A 20,883-nucleotide genomic window follows, 5' to 3' on the forward strand; every position below is an offset into this window, starting at 1 on the left:
AGTATGATGACGTTTTAATTAGTAAGTTTGTTTTATGTATGTTTTTAAAAAGTATATCGTTATTTTCTTTCTCTTTTTTGTGATGAAAATCGATGCTCAGAATTATAGCGTTAAAAATTTAACCATTCAAGATGGTTTACCTAGCAATATTGTGTATGATATTCAACAAGATAAAATAGGGTACTTATGGATAGCCACAGAAAAAGGATTGGTTAAATTTGATGGTGATGATTTTACGTTAATCAACTCTCTAAAAACAACCACTCTTTTTATTGATGGATCTACTATATACGCAGGTTTAGAGAACGGATTATTTATTAAAAACAAATCAAACGAATATTTTATAAAATCAGAAAAAATTCTTTCTATCGTTAAACACAAAAACAAGATTTATACAGGTACTATAGAAGGTATCTATAGCTTAGAAAATAAAGAATTATATCCATTACTAAATAATAGTACTGTAAATTTACCTTCTGTTAACGGTATGATATCTACCGAAAAAGGGATTATTATCACATCAACTAAAGGTTTATATAAATTACATATATCACTGAATAAAAGCTATTTAAATAAAATTGAAAAAGGTGTTTTCACCTCTATAGATAAATCTTATAACAGCTATATTGCTACTGAATCAAATGGTAAAATTATTGAAGTTAAAAACGATTCTATTCTAAAAACCATAGAAACGATAAGTAATGCCAATTCAATAAGAAAAATAAAAAATGAAGTTTGGGTAAGCTCTAAAACTAACGGAATTGAAGTGTACTCACTGCCTTCTTTTACATTTAAACAAAAAATAAACAAGTACAATTCTTTGCAAACCAATACCATTTACGATGTTTTTAAAACAGATGATCAAACTACTTATATTGCTTCATCAAAAGGAGTTTATGTTTTAAAAAATTTGGTTAGTAAAAATACATCTGATTTTAAACCTGTGGTTTATTTTGAAAATTTCCAAGTAAATCATCAAAATGCAGATACTTTACTCGCAAAAAAGAAATTCATCTTGTCTCATTTAGAAAATAATATTTCCATTTCATTTAAAACGGTTAATCTATCCTATCCTAAAAAAATACAATATAGATATCAGCTCAATGATTATTTTTCTCCATGGACTTTTAACAACAACGTACAATTACCCAATTTAAATGCTGGTAGTTACCAGTTTAAAATACAATCAAAAATTGAGAATAAAAAAAGTAAAATAAAATCATTAGCCTTTATGATTAAAACTCCTTTTTATCAAAAAGCTTGGTTTATTTTCACTGTTGTTATAACTCTTTTACTAGCTAGTTATCTTTACTTAGATTACTATTTAAAGCAAATCAATACTAGAAACAAACAAAAAATTAATCAACTCAAACAAAAAAATCAATTACTTTCTTTAGAACATAAAGCATTACAATTACAAATGAATCCTCACTTTATTTTTAATGTATTAAACGGAATAAAAGCATTAGGAAACAGAGGAGATATCAATGAATTAAACAATACTATCTCTAAGTTTTCAGTACTGTTAAGAGGAATATTAAACAACTCTAGAAAGGATGAAATATCTTTAAAAGATGAAATATTATTATTAAAGAATTATATCGAATTAGAACAAAAAATGAGCTCAAAATCATTTTGCTATAGAATTGTAACTCACTTAAATCACATAGATCCTGATGAAATATTGATTCCCACAATGCTCTTACAACCTTTTGTTGAAAATTGTATAAAACACGCATTTAAAATAAACGCTACAGGTGAAATTACAATAAGTTTTAGTGTTAAACATCGCTTTTTAGAATGTACTATTGCAGATAATGGTATAGGGATTTATCAATCGCAAAAAAGAAAAGGCAATTCTACACATAAACCTGTAGCTATAAAAATAGCTAAAGAGCGGTTATTTGTATTGACTAAAAACAGCTCTTTTAGAATTAACGAGATACTAACAGATAATAAGGTATTAGGTACAAAAGTTAGTTTTAAAATACCACTAAAAACAGACTATTAATTTAAAAATACAACCATAATGAATAAACTTACATCGTTTGTGGTAGATGATATTCCAGATGCTCTAGATCTTTTATCTAATGATATAAAAAAAACGCATCCAGAGATAGAGATAATCGGAAAAGCATCAAGTGTTGTAGAGGCTTGCAAAATACTACAAACTAAAAAACCAGATATTTTATTTTTAGATATAATGCTGGGAGATGGCACTGGTTTTGACATTTTAGAAATTGTACCCAACCTTAATGCTAAGGTAATATTTGTTACTGCTAGCGAAGATTACGCTATTAAAGCATTTAAATTTGCAGCTGTAGATTACCTTTTAAAACCTTATTCTTTAAAAGATTTAACGTCCGCAATTCGTAAAGCTAAAGCACAGATACAACCCCAAAAGCAACAATTAAGTCTTTTAAAGCAAATTGTTACAAAGCCTCTAGAAAAACCTACAAGATTATCATTGCACACCTCAGAAAAAATTATAGTAGTTGCCATTAAAGATATTGTAAGGTGTAAATCAGACAACAATTACACTACATTTTACCTTCAAGATAAGTCTAAAATTCTCGTTTCAAAAACTTTAAAATACTATTCAGACATTTTAAAGGATGTAAATTTTTTAAGAGTTCATCAAAGCCACTTAATAAATAAATCTTTTATTAAAGAGTTTATTAAATCTGATGGAGGATATTTAATATTAAATGATTCTTCTAATATTCCTGTATCAGCAAGAAAAAAAAGTGAAATCATTAATGCTCTTAAAAAATAATTTCTGATTTAATTCTCACAAACATCACTTGTAGTAAAATAACATTATTTGTGGTTTATTTAAAATCTTACACAATCGTTAATTATTTAATAATGGTAAAATACTCCAAGCTAAGGATGTAGAGGGTTTTTGCCCTCTTGTATTTATACAATAACAATATATAATTTAAATATGTTGAACTATACAGTATAGTAGATTTAAGATCTGGAAACTACTAACCTTCCCTTTTTCTAAACTATTTTTGCTTTTTAAGCTGGATAAATAATCCATAGGCATAAAAAAAATATTATTTATAGGATTTGAGTGCTATATTTAATCATTTTAAAAACTTCACCTATAAGTATTATTGATCTCTAATTCAGTTTTTTATAGAATTTTAACAGCAATTTAGTCGTTATAAATGGTAAAAAATCATTGTTTGTAGTAAAAATAATAGTATATTTGACATGTTTATATGAAAAGAGAAGACAAACAACGAGCAGACAGAGTCATTGAAGTTTTTAACAACTCAGGATTAAACCAAAGGCAATTTTCGGAACTCATAGGGGTTTCCCAACAATTGGTAAGCGCCGTAGTGAATTATACCAAAAAGCCTAATGCTACAATTTTACTTGCTATTATAGATCACATAGCAGATATAGACCCTGTTTGGCTATTTACAGGAACAGGAAGTAAAACAAGAAATCATAACATTAGCCATTTACAATTTCCACCAGAAGAATCACCAATCGAAATTCATATTAAAAAAATAGTTAGAAAAGAATTTGAAGAACTAACAAAAGATATCATTCAAAAATTGTTGAACATTGAAGATTCAATTAAAAACTCTAATTAATAACATAATTTTTTAGAAAATATCAATTTTTGCTTTCCCACAACTTTTGGTATTGATCCCTAAAACAATAGCATTTATTTAGTTTTTAAGCATAAAAAAACCTATCACAAGGATAGGTTTTATAGTACAATTTTGGGTGGAAGATGGGGCTCGAACCCACGACTTTCGGTACCACAAACCGACGCTCTAACCAACTGAGCTACAACCACCATTTGTTGCGGGTGCAAATATAAATATATTTTAAGTTTAAAAAAAAGAAAAAATTAAATTAATTTTTCAAAACTTTCTACAGCAACGTAACGCTCTGAAGTAAAACCTTCTGCAAAATCTACATTTATAAGCCTTCCTAAATCTCTTGCTCTATAATGTATGCTATCTATAAAATTTTTACTTGTTATAGGCGTTTCTGGTTCTTTGCTATTCGGGTTAAAAAATTGAGATGTATATGCCATCACAGCTTTTTCTTTAATATCAATAAAGCCACTAACATCAATTACAAAATCAGGTTCAATGTTTTTCCATTGTATGTAATGGTATACTTGTTTTGGTCTCCATTTTTCTTGTTGCTTCCCTTCTACTGTTGTTTTTATTTTTAATAATCCACTTAAAAAACAAGCATCAGATACTAATTTACTACCTTTTGGATGATCTATATGTCTATCATCAATTGAATTACATAAAACAATATCAGGCTGATATTTACGAATCATCTTTATAACTTCTATTTGATGCTCTTTATCATTTGTAAAAAAACCATCAGCAAAATGTAGATTTTCTCGAATACTAACGCCTAGTATTTGCGCTGCATTTTTAGCCTCTATATCTCTTAAATCTGCAGATCCACGAGTACCCAACTCTCCTCTTGTTAAATCTATAATCCCTATTTTTTTTCCTAAAGAAATTTCTTTGGCTATTGTAGCACCACAACCTAACTCCACATCATCAGGATGTGCGCCAAAGGCTAAAATATCTAATTTCATCATTTAATTTGTATCTGTATTTTTCTCTTTTGCCATATTTTTTCTAATATTTGATATTACTTTTTATAAATTAAAGAGAAATTGAAATCAAAAATAATCTTTTTATAATAATAATTTGCACTACTGGAATTTCTATTTCGTTTTCGTTTTTAATTTTCATCAAAATATGATTGATTTTTTATGAGAATGATAAAAATAATGACACCTTATGTTGTATGACATTCGTCATAAAAAAAGGGAATTAACCCCAGTAATTTTACATCAGTTAATAATAAAATAAATACAAAAAAAATTATGGTTTTAATGTTGATTATTCTAACAATTACTATTGGATTATTTGTTTGGGGAAAATATTCTCCAGATGTAGTAGCCTTAGTTTCTATGTTAAGTTTATTTTTATGTGGTATCTTAAATTTAAGTGAAACACTAAGTGGTTTTAGCAATCCTACAGTAATTATGATTGCCTCTTTATTTATTATAGGTGAAGGATTATCTCAAACAGGTTGGACAGCTTTAGCTGGTAAAAAATTGATTGGTTTAGCTAAGAAAAGCGTACCTAAATTATTAGTTATTATTACTTTAGGGTCTGGTGTTTTATCTGGCTTTGTAAGTAATACAGGTACAGTAGCTACTTTATTACCTGCAACTATTTCATCTGCATGGAGTATTGGTACCATGCCTTCAAAAATTTTGATACCTGTTGCCTTTGGTTCAAATACAGGTGGTTTATTAACATTAACAGGTACTCCACCAAACATTATTGCTAATAATGCATTGATTGATGCTGGCTATGAAGGTTTTTCTTTCTTTGAATTTGGTTTAATAGGCTTGCCTCTTTTAATCATTGCCATTGTATATTTTAGATTTATAGGTTTTAAGTTGCTTCCTAAAAACAAAACAAATAATAAACCTATCAATATAGATTCAACCTTGCACGAATGGATTGAAGCCTATCAAATAGAAAACGATTATTATCGTTTAAGAATACGTTCTTTTTCTAACTTAATTAACACAAAACTGAGTGATTGGGATTTAGAAAACAAGTATCAGGTTAATATTATTAGATTAAAAAGAAGACATCCAAATCGTTTAAAAGGAACACAACCTTATATCGAGTTTCCTGAAGATGATACCGAATTAAGATATCATGATATTTTAACGGTAAAAGGTTCTACAGAACATATTAATGAACTGATGCTTACGTTTAGTTTAGGTTTATTACCAAAAGAGTCTGCCAAATCAGAAATTAGAAATAATTTAATTAACCAAGAGGTTGGTGTTGCTGAAATATTAATTACGCCTAAATCTTTTTTAGTGGGTAGAAAAATAAAAATGCGTGAATATTTTAAGCGTTATGAAATTCAGCTTTTAGCAATGTCTAGAAATAAAAAGCCATTCTTAGAAGAAGAAATGAGAGTAAATGCAGGAGATAGTTTTATTATTAGAGGGCCTTGGGAAAAAATAGAAGAATTAAAAACCGATTATAAAAACACTGTTGTAGTAGGTAGTCCTGAAGAAATGTTAAAAGACGTTGATAGTTTAACACCAAAATCTTACGTTGCTTTAGGAGCTTTAATTTTAATGATTGTTTTGTTGGTTGTTAAAGCTGTACCAGGCGCTATTGCTGCATTAATTTGTGCAGGAATTGTATTATTTACAGGTTGTGTACCTTTTACAAAAGCTTACAAAAGCATTAGCTGGGTTAGTGTTGTAATGATTGCAGCTATGATACCTATGGGTGTTGCCATTCAAAAAACAGGTACTGCAGAATTAATTTCCAATTCTTTAATTGGTATGTTAGGTAAAGATAACCCTACGCTTTTATTGGGTGGTATTTTCTTGTTAACTACTACTTTTAGTCAGTTTATTAACAACTCTGCAACAGCTGTTTTAATGGCTCCAATTGTTTTGTTAGCTGCTCAAACTTTAGGTATTTCTCCAGAACCATTACTAATTACAATTGCCATAAGCGCATCTACCGCATTTTTAACACCAATTGGTACAACCACAAATGCAATGGTTATGAGCTCTGGAAATTATAAATTTATGGATTATTTAAAAGTTGGAGCACCATTATTAGTCATATTTTTTATAACAACTATGGTGTTAGTGCCAATTATTTGGCCTTTTTAAGCTAAGATTTTTACATAAAAAAAGCGAAGAATTAATTCTTCGCTTTTTTTATGGCTTGCTCTATATCTGCAATTAAATCTTTGGTTTCTTCTATACCCACTGAAAATCGTATTAATCCATCTTTTATACCTCTTGCCAAACGTTCCTCTTCACTTAATAAAGCGTGTGTTGTTTGGGCAGGGCTAACAGTGGTACTTTCTAAACCTGCTAAACTCATAGAAGGTTTTATCAATTGTAAACTTCTTTGAAACCCCATGGCATCAATAGTTGAAGATAATTCAAAAGACAACATCGCCCCAAAACCTTTCATTTGTTTTTTTGCGATTTTATACTGTGAATGACTTTTTAAACCAGGATAATATACAGCATCAATATCAGAAGAACCTTCTAAATATTCTGCCATTTTCTGTGCATTTTCAGTTTGTGCTTTTACTCGTAAGTTTAAAGTTTTTAAACTTCGTTCTAACAACCAAACGGTTTGATCGCTTAAATTTCCACCTAGATTTATGGCAGTTTTCCAAATTTGTTCAATATGTATAGCTGACGCTGCAACTGCACCTGCTGAAATATCAGAATGCCCTCCCATATATTTTGTTGCTGAATGAATTACAATATCAATTCCGAAATTAAACGGATTTTGATTGATGGGAGATGCAAACGTATTATCAATCATGGTTACAATCGATTTTTCTTTAGCAACTTCGGCTATGGCTTTCATATCTGTAATTCCTAATAACGGATTTGAAGGTGTTTCAATATATAAAATCTTGGTGTTTTCTTTAATTAGAGGGATAAAATCTTCCACTTTATCAGATTCTGTAAAAGAATACTCAATTCCGTATTTATCAAATTCAGAAACAATAAAATTATACGTTCCCCCATAAATCACTTGCTGAATAATAACATGATCACCATGTTTTAAAAATGCCAACATTGCAGAAGATATTGCAGCCATACCAGATGTAAAAATCAATGCATCTTCCGTGTGTTCTAGAGCAGCAATTTTTTTACATAACATTTCTTGATTAGGGGTATTGTAATAACGTGGGTAACGTTTTACGGCCACATTATCAAAGGCATACGATGTAGACATATATATAGGAGAAACTGCTCCTTTAAATTGTTCATCTTGTACTTCGCCAACATGAACACATGTTGTATTTATACCTAGTTTTTTAGAATCTTTCATTAAACTGAATTTATAATGGCTAAATTAACAATTCTTAAAAATATAATCTCTTAAAATTTCAATATCTTCGTAATATGATATCAGTATTAATTGTGGGTAAGGGAAAAGTTGGCATGCATTTATACAATGCTTTTTTAGGTATTGATGCTATAAATGTAACTCTAATCAGTTCTAGATCATTAGAAAACCTCATAGAAGCAGCTATTACAATCGTTGCAGTTTCAGATGATGCAATAGCCAAGGTATCCTCTAAAATAAAAAACAATTTTGTGGTACACACCTCTGGTAGTATTGCCATGACTGATTTAGAAAACCCCAATAAAAAAGGTGTTTTTTATATGTTACAAACTTTTTCTGAAGATAAAAAAGTAGATTTTAATAAGGTTCCGTTTTGTTTAGAAGCCGAAAACAAAAATGATTTGCAATTATTACAACGTTTAGCAAAATATTTAGGAAATAAAATCTATACTATTAATTCTGAACAACGCAAAGTATTGCACGTTGCAGCAGTTTTTGTAAATAACTTTACCAACCATTTCTATAAAATTGGGAGTGATATTTGTAAACAAAATAATGTACCCTTTGAAATTTTATATCCATTAATACAAGAAACTTCAGAAAAGATTCAAAAAATATCTCCAGAAAAAGCCCAAACAGGACCAGCGATAAGAAATGATCAAACAACCATAAAAAATCACTTAAATTTGTTGAATGAAAATCAGCAAGAAATTTATAAAATTCTAACAAGATCAATTCAAAAATCAGTTAAACCCTAAAATATTATCTCTATTTTTAGTAGAGATATCTTATTAAAATATGGAAATTAGTTACAAACAACGCTTACCTAAAATATCAACTTTTATTTTTGATGTAGATGGTGTATTAACCAACGGAATGTTAACCATTATGCCAAGTGGAGAATTGGTAAGACACATGAATGTAAAAGATGGTTATGCAATGAAAACTGCTTTAAACAAAGGCTTTAAAGTTTGCATTATATCTGGAGGAACAAACCAAGCTGTAAAAAGTAGGCTGGCTGCTCTAGGTATTGAAGATATTTATTTAGGAGCTCACAACAAAATACAACAATATTCCGAAATTATAGAAAAGTATAATCTATCTTCTGAAGAAGTTTTATATATGGGTGATGATATTCCTGATGTACCAGTAATGCAAAAAGTAGGAATGCCAGCATGTCCAAACGATGCAGTTCCTGAAGTTCAAAAAAAATCGAAATATATTTCTAACCTTAAAGGAGGTGAAGGTTGTGTAAGAGATGTTATTGAACAAGTTTTAAAAGTTCAAGGTAAATGGGACGATTATTTTGATGCAACTTTATGATTTTAAAATAATTTTTACGTCATAAATCAACAAAAATAGTGTTTGGTTTAAGCGAAGACCATATGTATAAAGTAACTTTATTTTTTTAATGATGTGTGTTACACTTACCGTGAATTCACAAACAATTTTCGGAAAATGGAACAATAGAGACGAAAACACAGGAAAAGTAGATTCTGTTGTTGAAATCTATGAAAAAAATGGCTTTGCTTTTGCTAACATCATAGATATTACAGATCCAAAATTAAATGCCGCACTTTGTACCAAATGTAAAGGAAGCGTAAAAAACAAGCCGGCATTGGGGTTAACTGTTTTATATGAGTTAGAAAAAAAGAAGAATAAATGGGGGGTTATGGTCTAGATCCAAGAAGTGGTCATTATTTTAACGTTAATATTAAGCTAGAAAAAGCTAATAAACTAAAAATAAGAGAATACGCAAGAATTCCTATTTTTGGAAAAACCGTATATTGGGATAGCGTAAATTAAACTTTACAATTCATAATAACTTTTTATTGCAAAACATTAATAATATGAAAAAAACATTTTTAACAATGATTGTTTTAACTATAACAATTACAGTAAACTCACAAACTATTTTTGGAAAATGGAACTCTACAAATGATGAAACAGGAAAAGTAGATTCTGTAATAGAAATGTACAAAAAGAATGGCAAAGCCTATGCTAAAATCATCGAAATTAAAAACCCTGACCGAAAAAATGCAGTATGTGAATTATGTGAAGGAGAAAATAAAGGCAAACCTATTTTAGGCTTAGAAATTTTAACAGGATTAGAAAAAGATGGCGACGAGTGGTCTGGAGGAGAAATTTTAGACCCAAGAAATGGAAAAATCTATAAATGTTATATTGAGTTGGTTAAACCCAATAAATTAAAATTACGTGGTTATGTTGGTTTTTCTTTATTAGGTAAAACAAAGTACTGGAAAAGAGCTGAATAGATAGAATAGTTCGTATTCAGTGTTCAGTGTTCAGTGTTCAGTGTTCAGTGTTCAGTGTTCAGTGTTCAAAAGTAAAAAAATGCATTTCAAAGTCTTCCCTTTGGGAAGATTTAGATAAGATTTAATTCTTCTCCTCAAGCATTGGTACAAAAGCAAAATCACCCAATTCGTGTTTTTCAAATTCTTTGGCAGATTTTCTGATAAACAAAGTCATAATTTGTTTGGTATCTCCCACAGGTATTAACAGCATCCCTCCTACTTTTAACTGAGCCAATAAAGGATTTGGCACATAAGGTGCACCAGCAGTAACTATTATTTTATCAAAAGGTGCTTTTTCTGCCCAGCCAATGTAACCATCACCAAAAATAAATTTTTTAGGTTTGTAACCTAAAGTGGGTAAAAAACGAGATGTTTTTTTAAACAATTCATTTTGTCTTTCAATGGTATACACTTCTGCTTTTAATTCTAACAAAACTGCTGTTTGGTAACCAGAACCCGTACCAATTTCTAAAACTTTGTCGCCCTTTTTTATGGCTAAAGTTTGCGATTGAAATGCTACAGTATAAGGCTGTGAAATGGTTTGTTCTGCAGCAATAGGAAAAGCTTTGTCTTGATAAGCGTGAGACTCAAAACTAGAGTCTATAAACAAATGTCTTGGAATTTTTCTGATGGCATTTAACACATTTTCATCTATAATTCCTTTAGCTTTTAAAACTGTAGCTAGTTGGTTTCGAAGTCCTTGGTGTTTTGCTGTATCTCTCAATTGTATTTTAATTTCAGAAGCCTAAATGTAGTAATAAATTCTTATAAAATTGTATCTTTGTTTAGTCTGATTTTTTTTCAGATGATAAAATAAAAACAAATTTCTTTTCGACAAGATATAGAACAATTCACATCATTAAACAAGATTGTTTTACTTTGTTCGCGATGATAAAATAATAGAATTTATGTTAAAAGTTGGCGTTTTAGGAGCTGGTCATTTAGGAAAAATACATTTAAAATTATTAAAACAATCTAAAAAATACAACTTGGTTGGTTTTTATGACCCTTCTGAAGCGAATGCCAAAAAAGTGGTTGAAGATTTTGGATACACCTTTTTCGACTCAATTGATGCTTTAATTGATGCTGTAGAAGTAGTTGATATAGTAACTCCTACTCTTTCTCATTTTGATTGCGCAAAAAAAGCAATTGAAAAAGGACGTCATATTTTTATTGAAAAACCCATTGCTAAAACAGTTTCTGAAGCTGAAGATATAAGAGCTTTAGCAAATGAATATAACGTTAAAGGGCAAGTTGGTCATGTAGAGCGTTTTAATCCTGCTTTTACAGCTGTAAAAGACAAAATAAACAACCCTATGTTTATTGAAACCCACAGATTGGCCGAATTTAATCCAAGAGGTACAGATGTGCCTGTGGTATTAGATTTGATGATTCATGATATAGATATTATTTTATCTTGTGTAAACTCGAAAGTAAAAAATGTACACGCAAGCGGAATTTCTGTAATTTCTGAAACTCCTGATATTGCTAACGCAAGAATAGAATTTGAAAATGGTTGTGTGGCTAATTTAACTTCGAGTAGAATTTCTATGAAAAACATGCGTAAAACTCGTTTTTTTCAAAAGGATGCTTATATTTCTGTAAACTTTTTAAGCAAAGAATCTGAAATTGTAAGAATTAAAGATGCTCCTGAAAATCCGGATGAATTTGCTATGATTTTAAAAAATGACGAAGGTGTTGAAAAACAAATTTATTTTGAAAATCCAGAAGTTACCACTAACAACGCGATATTAGATGAGTTAGAAACATTTGCTGATGCCATAAAAAATAATACAACACCAATTGTTACACTAAGTGCTGGTACTGAAGCTTTACGAATTGCACAATTGGTAATTGATTCTTTTAAATCAGAAAAAGACATTAATTTATAGCCATTAGTTGGTAAAAAAGTGCGTTAGGGATTGAACGCGTGTTTGAGCTCTTACGCTTTTGGGCGTAAAGCGAGTAGTGAAAGCCCGTTAAAACGCCAAATAATTTTAAACCTTTTTAAATATGAAAAATATAGCTGTAATTGGTGCTGGAACCATGGGAAATGGAATTGCACACACGTTTGCACAATGTAATTATAAGGTACATTTGATTGATATTTCTGAAGATGCTTTGCAAAAAGGGCTGGCTACCATTTCTAGAAACTTAGATAGAATGATTGCTAAAGAAAAAATTTCTGAAGCTGATAAAACCAACACATTAAACAATATTTTTACTTTTACAAATATTACTGAAGGAGCTAAAAAAATGGACTTAGTGGTTGAAGCTGCTACAGAAAACGCTGTTTTAAAGTCTAAAATATTTAAAGAATTAGATGAAGTCTGTGATGCAAATACAATTTTAGCAACCAATACATCTTCTATTTCCATTACTCAAATTGCGGCTGTTACCAACAGACCAAATAAAGTAATTGGGATGCATTTTATGAACCCTGTACCAATTATGAAATTGGTAGAAATTATTAGAGGTTACAACACTACTGATGAAGTAACCAAAATCATTGTTAACCTTTCTAAACAAATTGGTAAAATTCCTGTTGAAGTAAATGATTATCCTGGTTTTGTTGCCAACAGAATTTTAATGCCTATGATTAACGAATCTATAGAAACGTTATACAATGGTGTTGCTGGTGTTGCAGAAATTGATACGGTTATGAAATTAGGAATGGCACACCCAATGGGACCTTTACAATTGGCAGATTTTATTGGTTTAGATGTATGTTTATCTATTTTAAACGTAATGTATGATGGGTTTAAAAACCCTAAATATGCTCCTTGCCCACTGCTGGTAAATATGGTAATGGCAGGAAAATTAGGTGTAAAATCTGGTGAAGGTTTTTACGATTATACTGAAAGCAAAAAAGCTGAAAAAGTGGCTAAAATGTTTAGTTGATACTCAAATGATTAAACAATTTATTTTAGTTCTTTTTTTACTGTCTTCTTTTTTAGCGTTTAATCAAAATAAAAAGGATTCTCAACTAACCCCTTTTAAAATAGGTTTTTTGTATAATTTTGCAACCAATGAGAATTTCTTAAATGATGATTCTGATTATGATTACACTACAAACACCTTTAAATTACAGGCTTTTTACAAATTGACAAAATGGAAAGGTTTAAATATTGAATTGATGGTACAACCTCAAGTTCAATTCTTAAAACATCAATTGTTAAATAGGTGGTATGTAACTCCAGATCAAGATAATTTTCAAGATAAAATTGATGAATTTACAAAATCAAAAAAAATGAATTTGTATGGAGTTGATTTTGGCTTTGCGTTTAAAAAACAACTTGTAAAAAAATTAGACATTCAAGGAACCATAAGTTTGGGGTTGAATTATATTGATACTAGAACAGAACGTTTGGCTAAAGGATTTACATTTAATGAAAATTTTTCTTTAGGCTTTTCTTATCAAATACTTTCTAAATCTTATCTTTATTTAGGCTCTAATCTTTTTGGTCATGTTTCTAATTTAGATTTTAAACAACCCAATGATGGGTATAATATTTTAGGTTTTGAAATTGGTTGGTCTTTTTTACTTTAAAAAAACTGCCTAAAAAGCAAATTTACTTGTTATTTTGAGTGAAGTCGAAAAATCTATCTATTTGATGATCAAAAAATAAGATTTCTCCATTACAGTCGAAATGACAGGGATTTTATACTTTTTAGACAGCCTCTTTAAAATTGATAGTAATTACATGAATTTAGCCTAACCAAGAATTTAACATCCAGATTGTTTTTTCTTGTTCAGATATAAAATCGCTCATCATGGCATTTGTGCCTTCATCATCTGCATCTGCTGATACCTCTAAAATTTCTCTTTCTATTTTTAATAATTCAGATAAAGAGTTTACTACTAATTCAACTCCGTCTGTGTCTTTAGAAATATTTTTTCCTACAGGTACAGAAGCATTTTCTATATAATCTGTAAACGTGTGTAAAGGTTTGCCTTGTAGCGTTAAAATACGTTCTGCAATTTCATCAATTTTAACTTGAGAATCTGTATAAAACTCTTCAAACTTTAAGTGTAATTCAAAAAAGTTTTTCCCTTTAATATTCCAGTGTAAGCCTCTTAAACTTTGATAATAAATTTGAAAATTTGCTAACAAACCATTTAATTTATCAACTAAAATCTCATTTTTTTCTTTGTTTAAACCTAATATTGTTGTCTTCATTATTTATTGTGTTTTGATAGTACAAATTTATAAAAAATTTAAACTGATAACTTATTATTATTATTGATAGATTTAATATCTTTATCAGAAATTATTATTTAATGACTATTACCCAATTAAAATACGTATTATCTGTTGCTGAATATAAAAATTTTACAATAGCCGCAGAACATAGTTTTGTAACTCAGCCAACATTGAGTATGCAAATTCAAAAGCTTGAAGACGAGTTAGATATACAAATATTTAATCGTTCTAAAAAACCCATAGAATTAACAGATGTGGGTAAAAAAATTGTAGAACAAGCAAAAGTTATTGTTGATGAAAGTAATCGGATTTTAGATATAGTACATCAACAAAAAGGCTTTATTGGTGGAGAGTTTCGTTTGGGAATTATTCCTACAATTATGCCCACCTTACTGCCCATGTTTTTATATAATTTTACCAAAAAATATCCGAAAGTAAAGTTAATTATTGAAGAATTAACTACAGAAGAAATTATAAGAAAACTATCTGACGGACATGTAGATGCTGGTATTGCTGCAACTCCCTTAGAAAATGAAGGTATTAAAGAAAGACCTTTGTACTACGAACCTTTTGTGGGCTTAATTCCTCAAAACCATAGATTATTTAATAAAAAACAAATTTCTGAAGATGAATTAGAAATGGAAGATATTTTATTATTAGAAGATGGCCATTGTTTTAAAGAGAGCGTTATTAATTTGTGTAGAGCACACAAAATAGATAATAAAAAAGGTTTTCAGCTAGAAAGTGGAAGTTTTGACACCCTTATAAAACTTTCTAAAGAAGGTTTAGGGATGACTTTATTACCTTATTTACATACGTTAGATTTAAACGAAAACGATAAAAAACATTTACGTGAATTTACCTCGCCACCACCTGCAAGAGAAGTGAGTTTAATTTATCACAAATCGCAATTAAAAATGCAATTAATAGAAGCTTTAAAGAAAACTATTGATGGTGTTGTAAAAGGTGCAATTGCTTTTTCTGATGTTAAAATTATTAGTCCTTTGCAAAAAAAATAAAACTATTTAAAACAAGTGATTAACTATTACTAAATAAGTATTTTTTTTAACATAATCTCCTGTTATTCTGATAGTAAAAAAACCTAATCTAAAGCATTTGTTTAGATTAGGTTTTTTTGGTTTTAGTAAATTTTAGATTAAAAATATATGCTAATCATACATTGAATCTCGTAGTTCTTTAATTTTTTTATCCGATAAATATTCATCAAAAGTAGTATATCTATCAATAGCTCCTTTAGGAGTTAATTCTATAATTCTATTAGCAACAGTTTGCGCAAATTCATGATCGTGTGTAGATAATAAAACTGTTCCTTTAAAATTAATTAAGGAGTTGTTTAAGGCTTGTATCGATTCTAAATCTAAGTGATTTGTTGGCTCGTCTAATAATAAAATATTTGCTCTTTTCATCATCATTCTAGATAACATACAACGCACTTTTTCTCCTCCAGATAAAACGTTACTTTTCTTTAAAGCTTCTTCTCCAGAAAAAATCATTTTTCCTAAAAATCCTCTTAAAAAAACTTCTTCACGTTCTTCTTCAGTTTGCGCATATTGTCTTAACCAATCTACCAAATTTAAACTTCCATCCTGAAAAAATGAAGAATTATCTAACGGTAAATACGATTGAGTTGTGGTTACACCCCAAGAAAATTTTCCTCCATCAGCTTCTTCATTTCCAGTTACAATTTGGTAAAATGCGGTTACAGCTCTAGAGTTTTTAGAAATTACAGCTACTTTATCTCCTTTATTAAGGTTGATATGAATATTGTCGAACAATTTTTCGCCTTCAAATTCTTTACTTAAGCCTTCTACATTTAAAATTTGGTCTCCAGCTTCTCGATCTCTTTCAAAAATAATTGCAGGATAACGTCTACTAGAAGGTTTTATATCTTCAACATTTAACTTCTCGATCATTTTTTTTCGAGAAGTAGCCTGTTTCGATTTTGCTACGTTTGCAGAAAAACGTCTGATAAATTCTTCTAATTCTTTCTTTTTATCTTCTGCTTTTTTGTTTTGTTGCGCTCTTTGTTTTGCGGCTAATTGACTCGATTCGTACCAAAATGTATAATTACCAGAATAATGGTTTATTTTTCCATAATCGATATCAGAAATATGTGTACAAACTGCATCTAAAAAGTGTCTGTCATGCGATACTACAATTACACAATTGTCGTAATTTGCTAAAAAGTTTTCTAGCCAATTAATGGTTTCAAAATCCAAATCGTTGGTAGGCTCATCCATAATTAACACATCAGGATTACCAAAAAGCGCTTGTGCAATTAATACACGTACTTTTTGTTTACCATCTAAATCTTTCATTAACGTATAATGTAAATCTTCAGAAATCCCTAAGTTAGATAGCATTGCAGCAGCATCAGAATCTGCATTCCAACCATTCATTTCTTCAAAAACAATTTGAAGCTCTCCAATTTTTTCTGCATTTTCATCAGTATAATCAGCATATAAAGCATCTATTTGTTTTTTAATTTCAAATAGTTCTTTGTTACCCATTACAACTGTTTCTAAAACAGGAAATTCATCAAACTCATTATGGTTTTGAGATAAAACAGACATTCTTTTGCCTGGTTCTAAATGTACTTGTCCAGAAGTTGGTTCTTGCTTACCAGAAAGAATCTTTAAAAAAGTAGATTTTCCTGCTCCATTTGCACCAATAATTCCATAACAGTTACCTGTTTGAAATTTGGTATTTACTTCATCAAACAAAATACGTTTTCCAAATTGTACGGATAGGTTAGAAACTGATAACATAATTCTATTTTAAATTTCTGCAAAAGTAATAAATTGATTTTTCTTAAATAGCTCAATTTAAAGCTCATTTCTTAAAAAAAGTAGATTTATTTTTAACAGCGCATTAACAAAACAAATAGGGTTCTATAGTTAAATTTGTAGCCTATACTTTGAGAACACTTATATGACAAAAAACTTAATATTACTATTTAAAATTTTATTGTTTTTTTTCTTAATTAGTTGTAATACAAGCAAAAAAGACACTCAAACTTTTTTTGGTGGTAAAATTATTAATCCTAAATCTAATCAGGTAATTTTGTACACTATGGAAAAAGTGATAGATACTTTTTTCTTAGACAATAAAAATAAATTTATTGGTAAAATTGATAATGCTAATGAAGGTTTGTATCATTTTTCTCATGGTGATGAAAATCAATATGTGTACATAGAACCCGAAGATAGCCTAATGTTGCGATTAAATACTTGGGATTTTGACGAGTCATTGGTTTTTGCTGGTAAAGGAGCAGAAAGAAATAATTTTTTAATTGATTGTTTTTTAGAGAACGAAATTGACGGCAAACTTTTTTATCACTACAATAAATTGCCTCCAAATATTTTTACAAATAAAGTAGATTCTTTATTGGCTGTAAAAATGGATACTTATAATGATTATATTCAGAGTCATCCAAAAGAAACTTTTGGCTATAGAGAAATATTAAAAACTGCATTAACATACCCTATTTATGCGCGTTTAGAAAGGTACCCTTACATCAATGCAAAATATACAAATAACGGTAATTTCCCTGAATTGAACGAAACATTTTACGATTACAGAAAAAATATTACCATCAATAAGGATTCTTTAATGTACTTTCCTCCGTACACAAAATTTATTAGAAATTACTTGTATAATAAAACCTATTCCTTGGGTCACCCCCCAATGAAAAAGGAATATTCTTCTAAATTTACGATTGATTTACTGAAAACAATTGATGAGAATATAACTGTTGAAAAAACAAAAAATGCCATTTTAAGACAAACAATTATTAGTCATTTTTTTAATAAATCTAGTTGTAATCTTGATAAAGAATCTTTTAATACATTTTTAAAACTTTCTACTAATAAAAAAGATAAAGAACTAATTTCTAGTTTAATTAAAGATGTAAAATCTGTACCAGCTCACAAAAAGTTACCTAATTTTAAAGTGACCAATTATAACAATGCTTCTCATCAAATTGCAGACATTATAAAAAATAAAAACACTTTATTATTTTTCTGGAGTCCTGAATATGTTTCTCAAGCCTATATTATTAAAAGAATCAAATATTTATCTAATAATTATCCTAATATTAACTTTATTCAGGTAAAAATAGATGGAGATCATGATGATAGAATTCAAAAAATTGATATTAAAAATCAATATTATTTGCAATCAGATAGTGATGCGCACCAATTTTTAACCAGTAAAATGCCACGTTCTATATTAGTAAATAAGCATGGTAAGGTTATAAATGCATATGCTACAATATCTTCTAGAAATTTAAATCCTTATCTCAAAGAATTGAATGATAACTAATTCTGCGTTTTAAACTTCAATTATTATATTATTTAAACTACCTTTGCACGATTTTAATTTTGTGAGATCACAATAAGAAATCAAGTCGATATATAAACTGATTTGCAGGTGGGCGTTCTGTGAATCTACAAAAACACAGACATGTCAACATTTTTAGAATTAGGCTTAAAAGAGCCTATAAACAAAGCATTAACAGATTTAGGTTACGAAAAACCAACTGTTATACAAGAAAAAGCAATACCTCAAATTATGTCTTCTACAGACGATTTAAAAGCGTTTGCACAAACAGGAACAGGAAAAACAGCAGCATTTAGTTTACCTATTTTACAACAAATTGATGAAAATCAAAGTAATGTACAAGCCATTATTTTGTCACCAACAAGAGAGTTGGCCGTTCAAATAGGTAATAATATTAAAGATTTTACTAAATATTTAAAAAACATAAAAGTTACTACTGTTTATGGTGGTTCTAGTATGGAAGAACAAATAAGATCTTTAAAAAAAGGATCTCAAATTGTTGTTGGAACACCAGGTAGAACTGTAGATTTAATCAACAGAAGAGCTTTAAAGTTGGGCAATGTACAGTGGTTGGTTTTAGATGAAGCCGATGAAATGCTAAACATGGGCTTTAAAGAAGAGTTGGATAAGGTTTTAGAAGCTACACCAGAAACCAAACAAACCTTATTATTTTCTGCAACTTTTCCTAGAGAAGTAGAAGCTATTGCTAGAAACTACATGGTTAAACCTGTTGAAATTACATCGGGTGAAAAAAATAAAGGTTCGGATAATGTAGAACACGAATTTTACGCGGTTTCTGAAAGAACTCGCTATCCTGCATTAAAAAGAATTGCAGATTTAAACCCAGATATTTATGCCATTATTTTCTGTAGAACTCGTAGAGAAACGCAAGAAGTAGCAGATAATTTAATAAAAGATGGTTATAATGCTGATGCTTTGCATGGAGATTTATCTCAGGCACAGAGAGATTCTGTTATGGGTAAATTCCGTAAAAAAACCATTCAAATCTTAGTAGCTACAGATGTTGCTGCACGTGGATTAGATGTTACTGAATTAACACATGTGATTAATCATAAGTTACCAGATCAAATAGAAAATTACACACACAGAAGTGGTAGAACTGGTAGAGCTGGAAATAAAGGAATTTCTATAGTTTTAGTAAATAATAAAGAAAAAGGGAAACTAAGACCAATAGAAAGAATCATTAAAAAGAAATTTGTTGAAGGTAAAGTACCTTCTGGTAAAGAAATTGTTCAAAATCAATTAATGAATTTGATTGATAAGGTTCAAAAAACAGAAGTTAATGCATCTGAAATCAATGAATTTTTACCAAATATTTACGACAAACTTGCCGATTTAAATAGAGAAGAACTTATTCAAAAATTTGTTTCTTTAGAGTTTAATACCATGTTGGCCTATTACGAAAATGCTAAAGACTTAAATGATTTAGGTAGAGATAATTCTAGAAGAAGAGAAACTGCTGAAAACATGACACGCTTTTTTATCAATATTGGTAGAAAAGATAGTTTAAACCCAGCAAAATTAATAGGTTTAATAAACGATCAAGAAATTGGCGATAAAATTGAAATTGGTGCCATTGATATTTTAGATACTTTTTCTTTCTTTGAGATAGATAAAAACTTTGAATCTAAAACTTTAGAAGCCTTTGGCAACAATCAACCAGACTTTGATGGACGTTCTGTAAACATAGAAATTACCAAAAAAGAACGATCTGGAGGTGGTAGAAGAGGAGGAAAAAAAACTTTTGGTAAAAAAGATGGTGGTTTTGGAAGACGTAGAAGTTCTTCGAAAAGAAGTGATGATAGAGGTAGCAGAGAAAGATCTGATAGACGCTCTTCTGATAAACCAAGAAGTTCTGGCGACAGAAAATCTGGTGGTTTTGGCAGAAGACGCAGAGAGAGATAAGTAAAATCTAAAAAAGCCTCACAAAATATGAGGCTTTTTTTTTAGATTATAGTTTATTATTGATTTTGACACTTTCCCATCAAGTGTGTAAGTTAAAAATTACAGGATTAGATTTTTCATAGTTTAATCCTGTTTTCAAATATA

Annotated in this window: 18 protein-coding genes, 1 tRNA gene and 1 pseudogene; 14 read left to right on the forward strand and 6 right to left on the reverse strand. The window is 29.3% G+C overall.

The features are described 5' to 3' along the window. The first annotated feature begins 82 nt into the window (after window positions 1-82). From ACW9UN_RS09165 to ACW9UN_RS09175, 3 genes are all read left to right on the forward strand, one after another. Complete coding sequence (locus tag ACW9UN_RS09165; RefSeq protein WP_459485956.1) at window positions 83-2,011, forward strand: sensor histidine kinase; 1,929 nt, start codon at window positions 83-85, stop codon at window positions 2,009-2,011. Between the two features lie 18 nt (window positions 2,012-2,029). Then, window positions 2,030-2,776 (forward strand): LytR/AlgR family response regulator transcription factor, encoded by a 747-nt coding sequence (locus tag ACW9UN_RS09170; protein ID WP_459485957.1) that lies wholly within the window; start codon window positions 2,030-2,032, stop codon window positions 2,774-2,776. A 454-nt stretch (window positions 2,777-3,230) separates the two neighbouring features. Continuing rightward, the gene (locus ACW9UN_RS09175; protein ID WP_459485958.1) at window positions 3,231-3,611 is read left to right on the forward strand and encodes a helix-turn-helix domain-containing protein; all 381 of its coding nucleotides are present in this window, start codon (window positions 3,231-3,233) and stop codon (window positions 3,609-3,611) included. A gap of 134 nt (window positions 3,612-3,745) precedes the next feature. Here ACW9UN_RS09175 and ACW9UN_RS09180 read toward each other — a convergent pair. Together ACW9UN_RS09180 and bshB1 are read right to left on the reverse strand one after the other, a co-directional pair. Beyond that, window positions 3,746-3,821: transfer RNA gene (locus ACW9UN_RS09180), tRNA-His, on the reverse strand. Window positions 3,822-3,874: 53 nt separating this feature from the next. Continuing rightward, a complete protein-coding gene (gene bshB1 / locus ACW9UN_RS09185; RefSeq protein WP_459485986.1) occupies window positions 3,875-4,591 on the reverse strand; it encodes a bacillithiol biosynthesis deacetylase BshB1 in 717 nt (238 codons plus the stop codon). 303 nt (window positions 4,592-4,894) lie between these two features. On the opposite strand from bshB1, the gene ACW9UN_RS09190 reads away from it, so the two are divergent. Then, window positions 4,895-6,724, forward strand: coding sequence for an SLC13 family permease (locus ACW9UN_RS09190; protein WP_459485959.1), 1,830 nt, complete (start codon window positions 4,895-4,897; stop codon window positions 6,722-6,724). A gap of 31 nt (window positions 6,725-6,755) precedes the next feature. Here the strand turns inward: ACW9UN_RS09190 and ACW9UN_RS09195 are convergent, their stop codons facing one another. Continuing rightward, window positions 6,756-7,913, reverse strand: coding sequence for a trans-sulfuration enzyme family protein (locus tag ACW9UN_RS09195; protein WP_459485960.1), 1,158 nt, complete (start codon window positions 7,911-7,913; stop codon window positions 6,756-6,758). Window positions 7,914-7,987: 74 nt separating this feature from the next. On the opposite strand from ACW9UN_RS09195, the gene ACW9UN_RS09200 reads away from it, so the two are divergent. From ACW9UN_RS09200 to ACW9UN_RS09215, 4 genes and pseudogenes are all read left to right on the forward strand, one after another. Then, window positions 7,988-8,689 carry a Rossmann-like and DUF2520 domain-containing protein gene (locus tag ACW9UN_RS09200; protein WP_459485961.1) on the forward strand — a complete coding sequence of 234 codons (702 nt, stop codon included), beginning with the start codon at window positions 7,988-7,990 and terminating at the stop codon, window positions 8,687-8,689. Between the two features lie 40 nt (window positions 8,690-8,729). Then, on the forward strand, window positions 8,730-9,254 hold the full coding sequence (locus ACW9UN_RS09205; RefSeq protein ID WP_459485962.1) for a KdsC family phosphatase: 525 nt from the start codon (window positions 8,730-8,732) through the stop codon (window positions 9,252-9,254). 91 nt (window positions 9,255-9,345) lie between these two features. Further along, window positions 9,346-9,737, forward strand: a pseudogene (locus tag ACW9UN_RS09210) (DUF2147 domain-containing protein). 44 nt (window positions 9,738-9,781) lie between these two features. After that, window positions 9,782-10,207 (forward strand): DUF2147 domain-containing protein, encoded by a 426-nt coding sequence (locus ACW9UN_RS09215; protein WP_459485964.1) that lies wholly within the window; start codon window positions 9,782-9,784, stop codon window positions 10,205-10,207. A gap of 121 nt (window positions 10,208-10,328) precedes the next feature. Here the strand turns inward: ACW9UN_RS09215 and ACW9UN_RS09220 are convergent, their stop codons facing one another. Then, window positions 10,329-10,970, reverse strand: coding sequence for a protein-L-isoaspartate(D-aspartate) O-methyltransferase (locus tag ACW9UN_RS09220; RefSeq protein WP_459485966.1), 642 nt, complete (start codon window positions 10,968-10,970; stop codon window positions 10,329-10,331). Between the two features lie 184 nt (window positions 10,971-11,154). Between ACW9UN_RS09220 and ACW9UN_RS09225 the strand changes: the two genes are divergently transcribed. The 3 genes from ACW9UN_RS09225 (at window position 11,155) to ACW9UN_RS09235 (ending at window position 13,796) form a co-directional block, all read left to right on the forward strand. Continuing rightward, on the forward strand, window positions 11,155-12,138 hold the full coding sequence (locus ACW9UN_RS09225; protein WP_459485968.1) for a Gfo/Idh/MocA family protein: 984 nt from the start codon (window positions 11,155-11,157) through the stop codon (window positions 12,136-12,138). Window positions 12,139-12,259: 121 nt separating this feature from the next. After that, complete coding sequence (locus tag ACW9UN_RS09230) at window positions 12,260-13,147, forward strand: 3-hydroxybutyryl-CoA dehydrogenase (RefSeq protein WP_459485969.1); 888 nt, start codon at window positions 12,260-12,262, stop codon at window positions 13,145-13,147. Window positions 13,148-13,154: 7 nt separating this feature from the next. Next, window positions 13,155-13,796, forward strand: coding sequence for an acyloxyacyl hydrolase (locus tag ACW9UN_RS09235; RefSeq protein ID WP_459485970.1), 642 nt, complete (start codon window positions 13,155-13,157; stop codon window positions 13,794-13,796). Window positions 13,797-13,956: 160 nt separating this feature from the next. Here ACW9UN_RS09235 and ACW9UN_RS09240 read toward each other — a convergent pair whose 3' ends face one another. Next, a complete protein-coding gene (locus ACW9UN_RS09240; protein ID WP_459485971.1) occupies window positions 13,957-14,427 on the reverse strand; it encodes a Dps family protein in 471 nt (156 codons plus the stop codon). Window positions 14,428-14,528: 101 nt separating this feature from the next. On the opposite strand from ACW9UN_RS09240, the gene ACW9UN_RS09245 reads away from it, so the two are divergent. After that, the gene (locus ACW9UN_RS09245) at window positions 14,529-15,470 is read left to right on the forward strand and encodes a hydrogen peroxide-inducible genes activator (protein WP_459485972.1); all 942 of its coding nucleotides are present in this window, start codon (window positions 14,529-14,531) and stop codon (window positions 15,468-15,470) included. A gap of 150 nt (window positions 15,471-15,620) precedes the next feature. On the opposite strand, the gene ACW9UN_RS09250 is transcribed toward ACW9UN_RS09245, so the two are convergent. Next, complete coding sequence (locus ACW9UN_RS09250) at window positions 15,621-17,240, reverse strand: ABC-F family ATP-binding cassette domain-containing protein (RefSeq protein ID WP_459485973.1); 1,620 nt, start codon at window positions 17,238-17,240, stop codon at window positions 15,621-15,623. A gap of 163 nt (window positions 17,241-17,403) precedes the next feature. Here ACW9UN_RS09250 and ACW9UN_RS09255 point away from each other — a divergent pair, with 163 nt between their 5' ends. Next, window positions 17,404-18,795: a hypothetical protein gene (locus tag ACW9UN_RS09255; RefSeq protein WP_459485974.1), complete on the forward strand. Its 1,392-nt coding sequence runs from the start codon at window positions 17,404-17,406 to the stop codon at window positions 18,793-18,795. A 141-nt stretch (window positions 18,796-18,936) separates the two neighbouring features. Continuing rightward, window positions 18,937-20,739, forward strand: coding sequence for a DEAD/DEAH box helicase (locus ACW9UN_RS09260; RefSeq protein ID WP_459485975.1), 1,803 nt, complete (start codon window positions 18,937-18,939; stop codon window positions 20,737-20,739). Window positions 20,740-20,883: the final 144 nt, after the last annotated feature.

This window comes from Polaribacter litoreus, assembly GCF_054584775.1.

Coding starts and splice junctions, on each gene's coding strand:
- ACW9UN_RS09205 (WP_459485962.1), top strand. CDS start 8,730: ATGGAAATTAGTTACAAACAACGCTTACCTAAAATATCAACTTTTATT.
- ACW9UN_RS09240 (WP_459485971.1), bottom strand. CDS start 14,427: ATGAAGACAACAATATTAGGTTTAAACAAAGAAAAAAATGAGATTTTA.
- ACW9UN_RS09250 (WP_459485973.1), bottom strand. CDS start 17,240: ATGTTATCAGTTTCTAACCTATCCGTACAATTTGGAAAACGTATTTTG.
- ACW9UN_RS09245 (WP_459485972.1), top strand. CDS start 14,529: ATGACTATTACCCAATTAAAATACGTATTATCTGTTGCTGAATATAAA.
- ACW9UN_RS09200 (WP_459485961.1), top strand. CDS start 7,988: ATGATATCAGTATTAATTGTGGGTAAGGGAAAAGTTGGCATGCATTTA.
- ACW9UN_RS09165 (WP_459485956.1), top strand. CDS start 83: ATGAAAATCGATGCTCAGAATTATAGCGTTAAAAATTTAACCATTCAA.
- bshB1 (WP_459485986.1), bottom strand. CDS start 4,591: ATGAAATTAGATATTTTAGCCTTTGGCGCACATCCTGATGATGTGGAG.
- ACW9UN_RS09235 (WP_459485970.1), top strand. CDS start 13,155: ATGATTAAACAATTTATTTTAGTTCTTTTTTTACTGTCTTCTTTTTTA.
- ACW9UN_RS09175 (WP_459485958.1), top strand. CDS start 3,231: ATGAAAAGAGAAGACAAACAACGAGCAGACAGAGTCATTGAAGTTTTT.
- ACW9UN_RS09260 (WP_459485975.1), top strand. CDS start 18,937: ATGTCAACATTTTTAGAATTAGGCTTAAAAGAGCCTATAAACAAAGCA.
- ACW9UN_RS09195 (WP_459485960.1), bottom strand. CDS start 7,913: ATGAAAGATTCTAAAAAACTAGGTATAAATACAACATGTGTTCATGTT.
- ACW9UN_RS09215 (WP_459485964.1), top strand. CDS start 9,782: ATGAAAAAAACATTTTTAACAATGATTGTTTTAACTATAACAATTACA.
- ACW9UN_RS09230 (WP_459485969.1), top strand. CDS start 12,260: ATGAAAAATATAGCTGTAATTGGTGCTGGAACCATGGGAAATGGAATT.
- ACW9UN_RS09225 (WP_459485968.1), top strand. CDS start 11,155: ATGTTAAAAGTTGGCGTTTTAGGAGCTGGTCATTTAGGAAAAATACAT.
- ACW9UN_RS09190 (WP_459485959.1), top strand. CDS start 4,895: ATGTTGATTATTCTAACAATTACTATTGGATTATTTGTTTGGGGAAAA.
- ACW9UN_RS09255 (WP_459485974.1), top strand. CDS start 17,404: ATGACAAAAAACTTAATATTACTATTTAAAATTTTATTGTTTTTTTTC.
- ACW9UN_RS09170 (WP_459485957.1), top strand. CDS start 2,030: ATGAATAAACTTACATCGTTTGTGGTAGATGATATTCCAGATGCTCTA.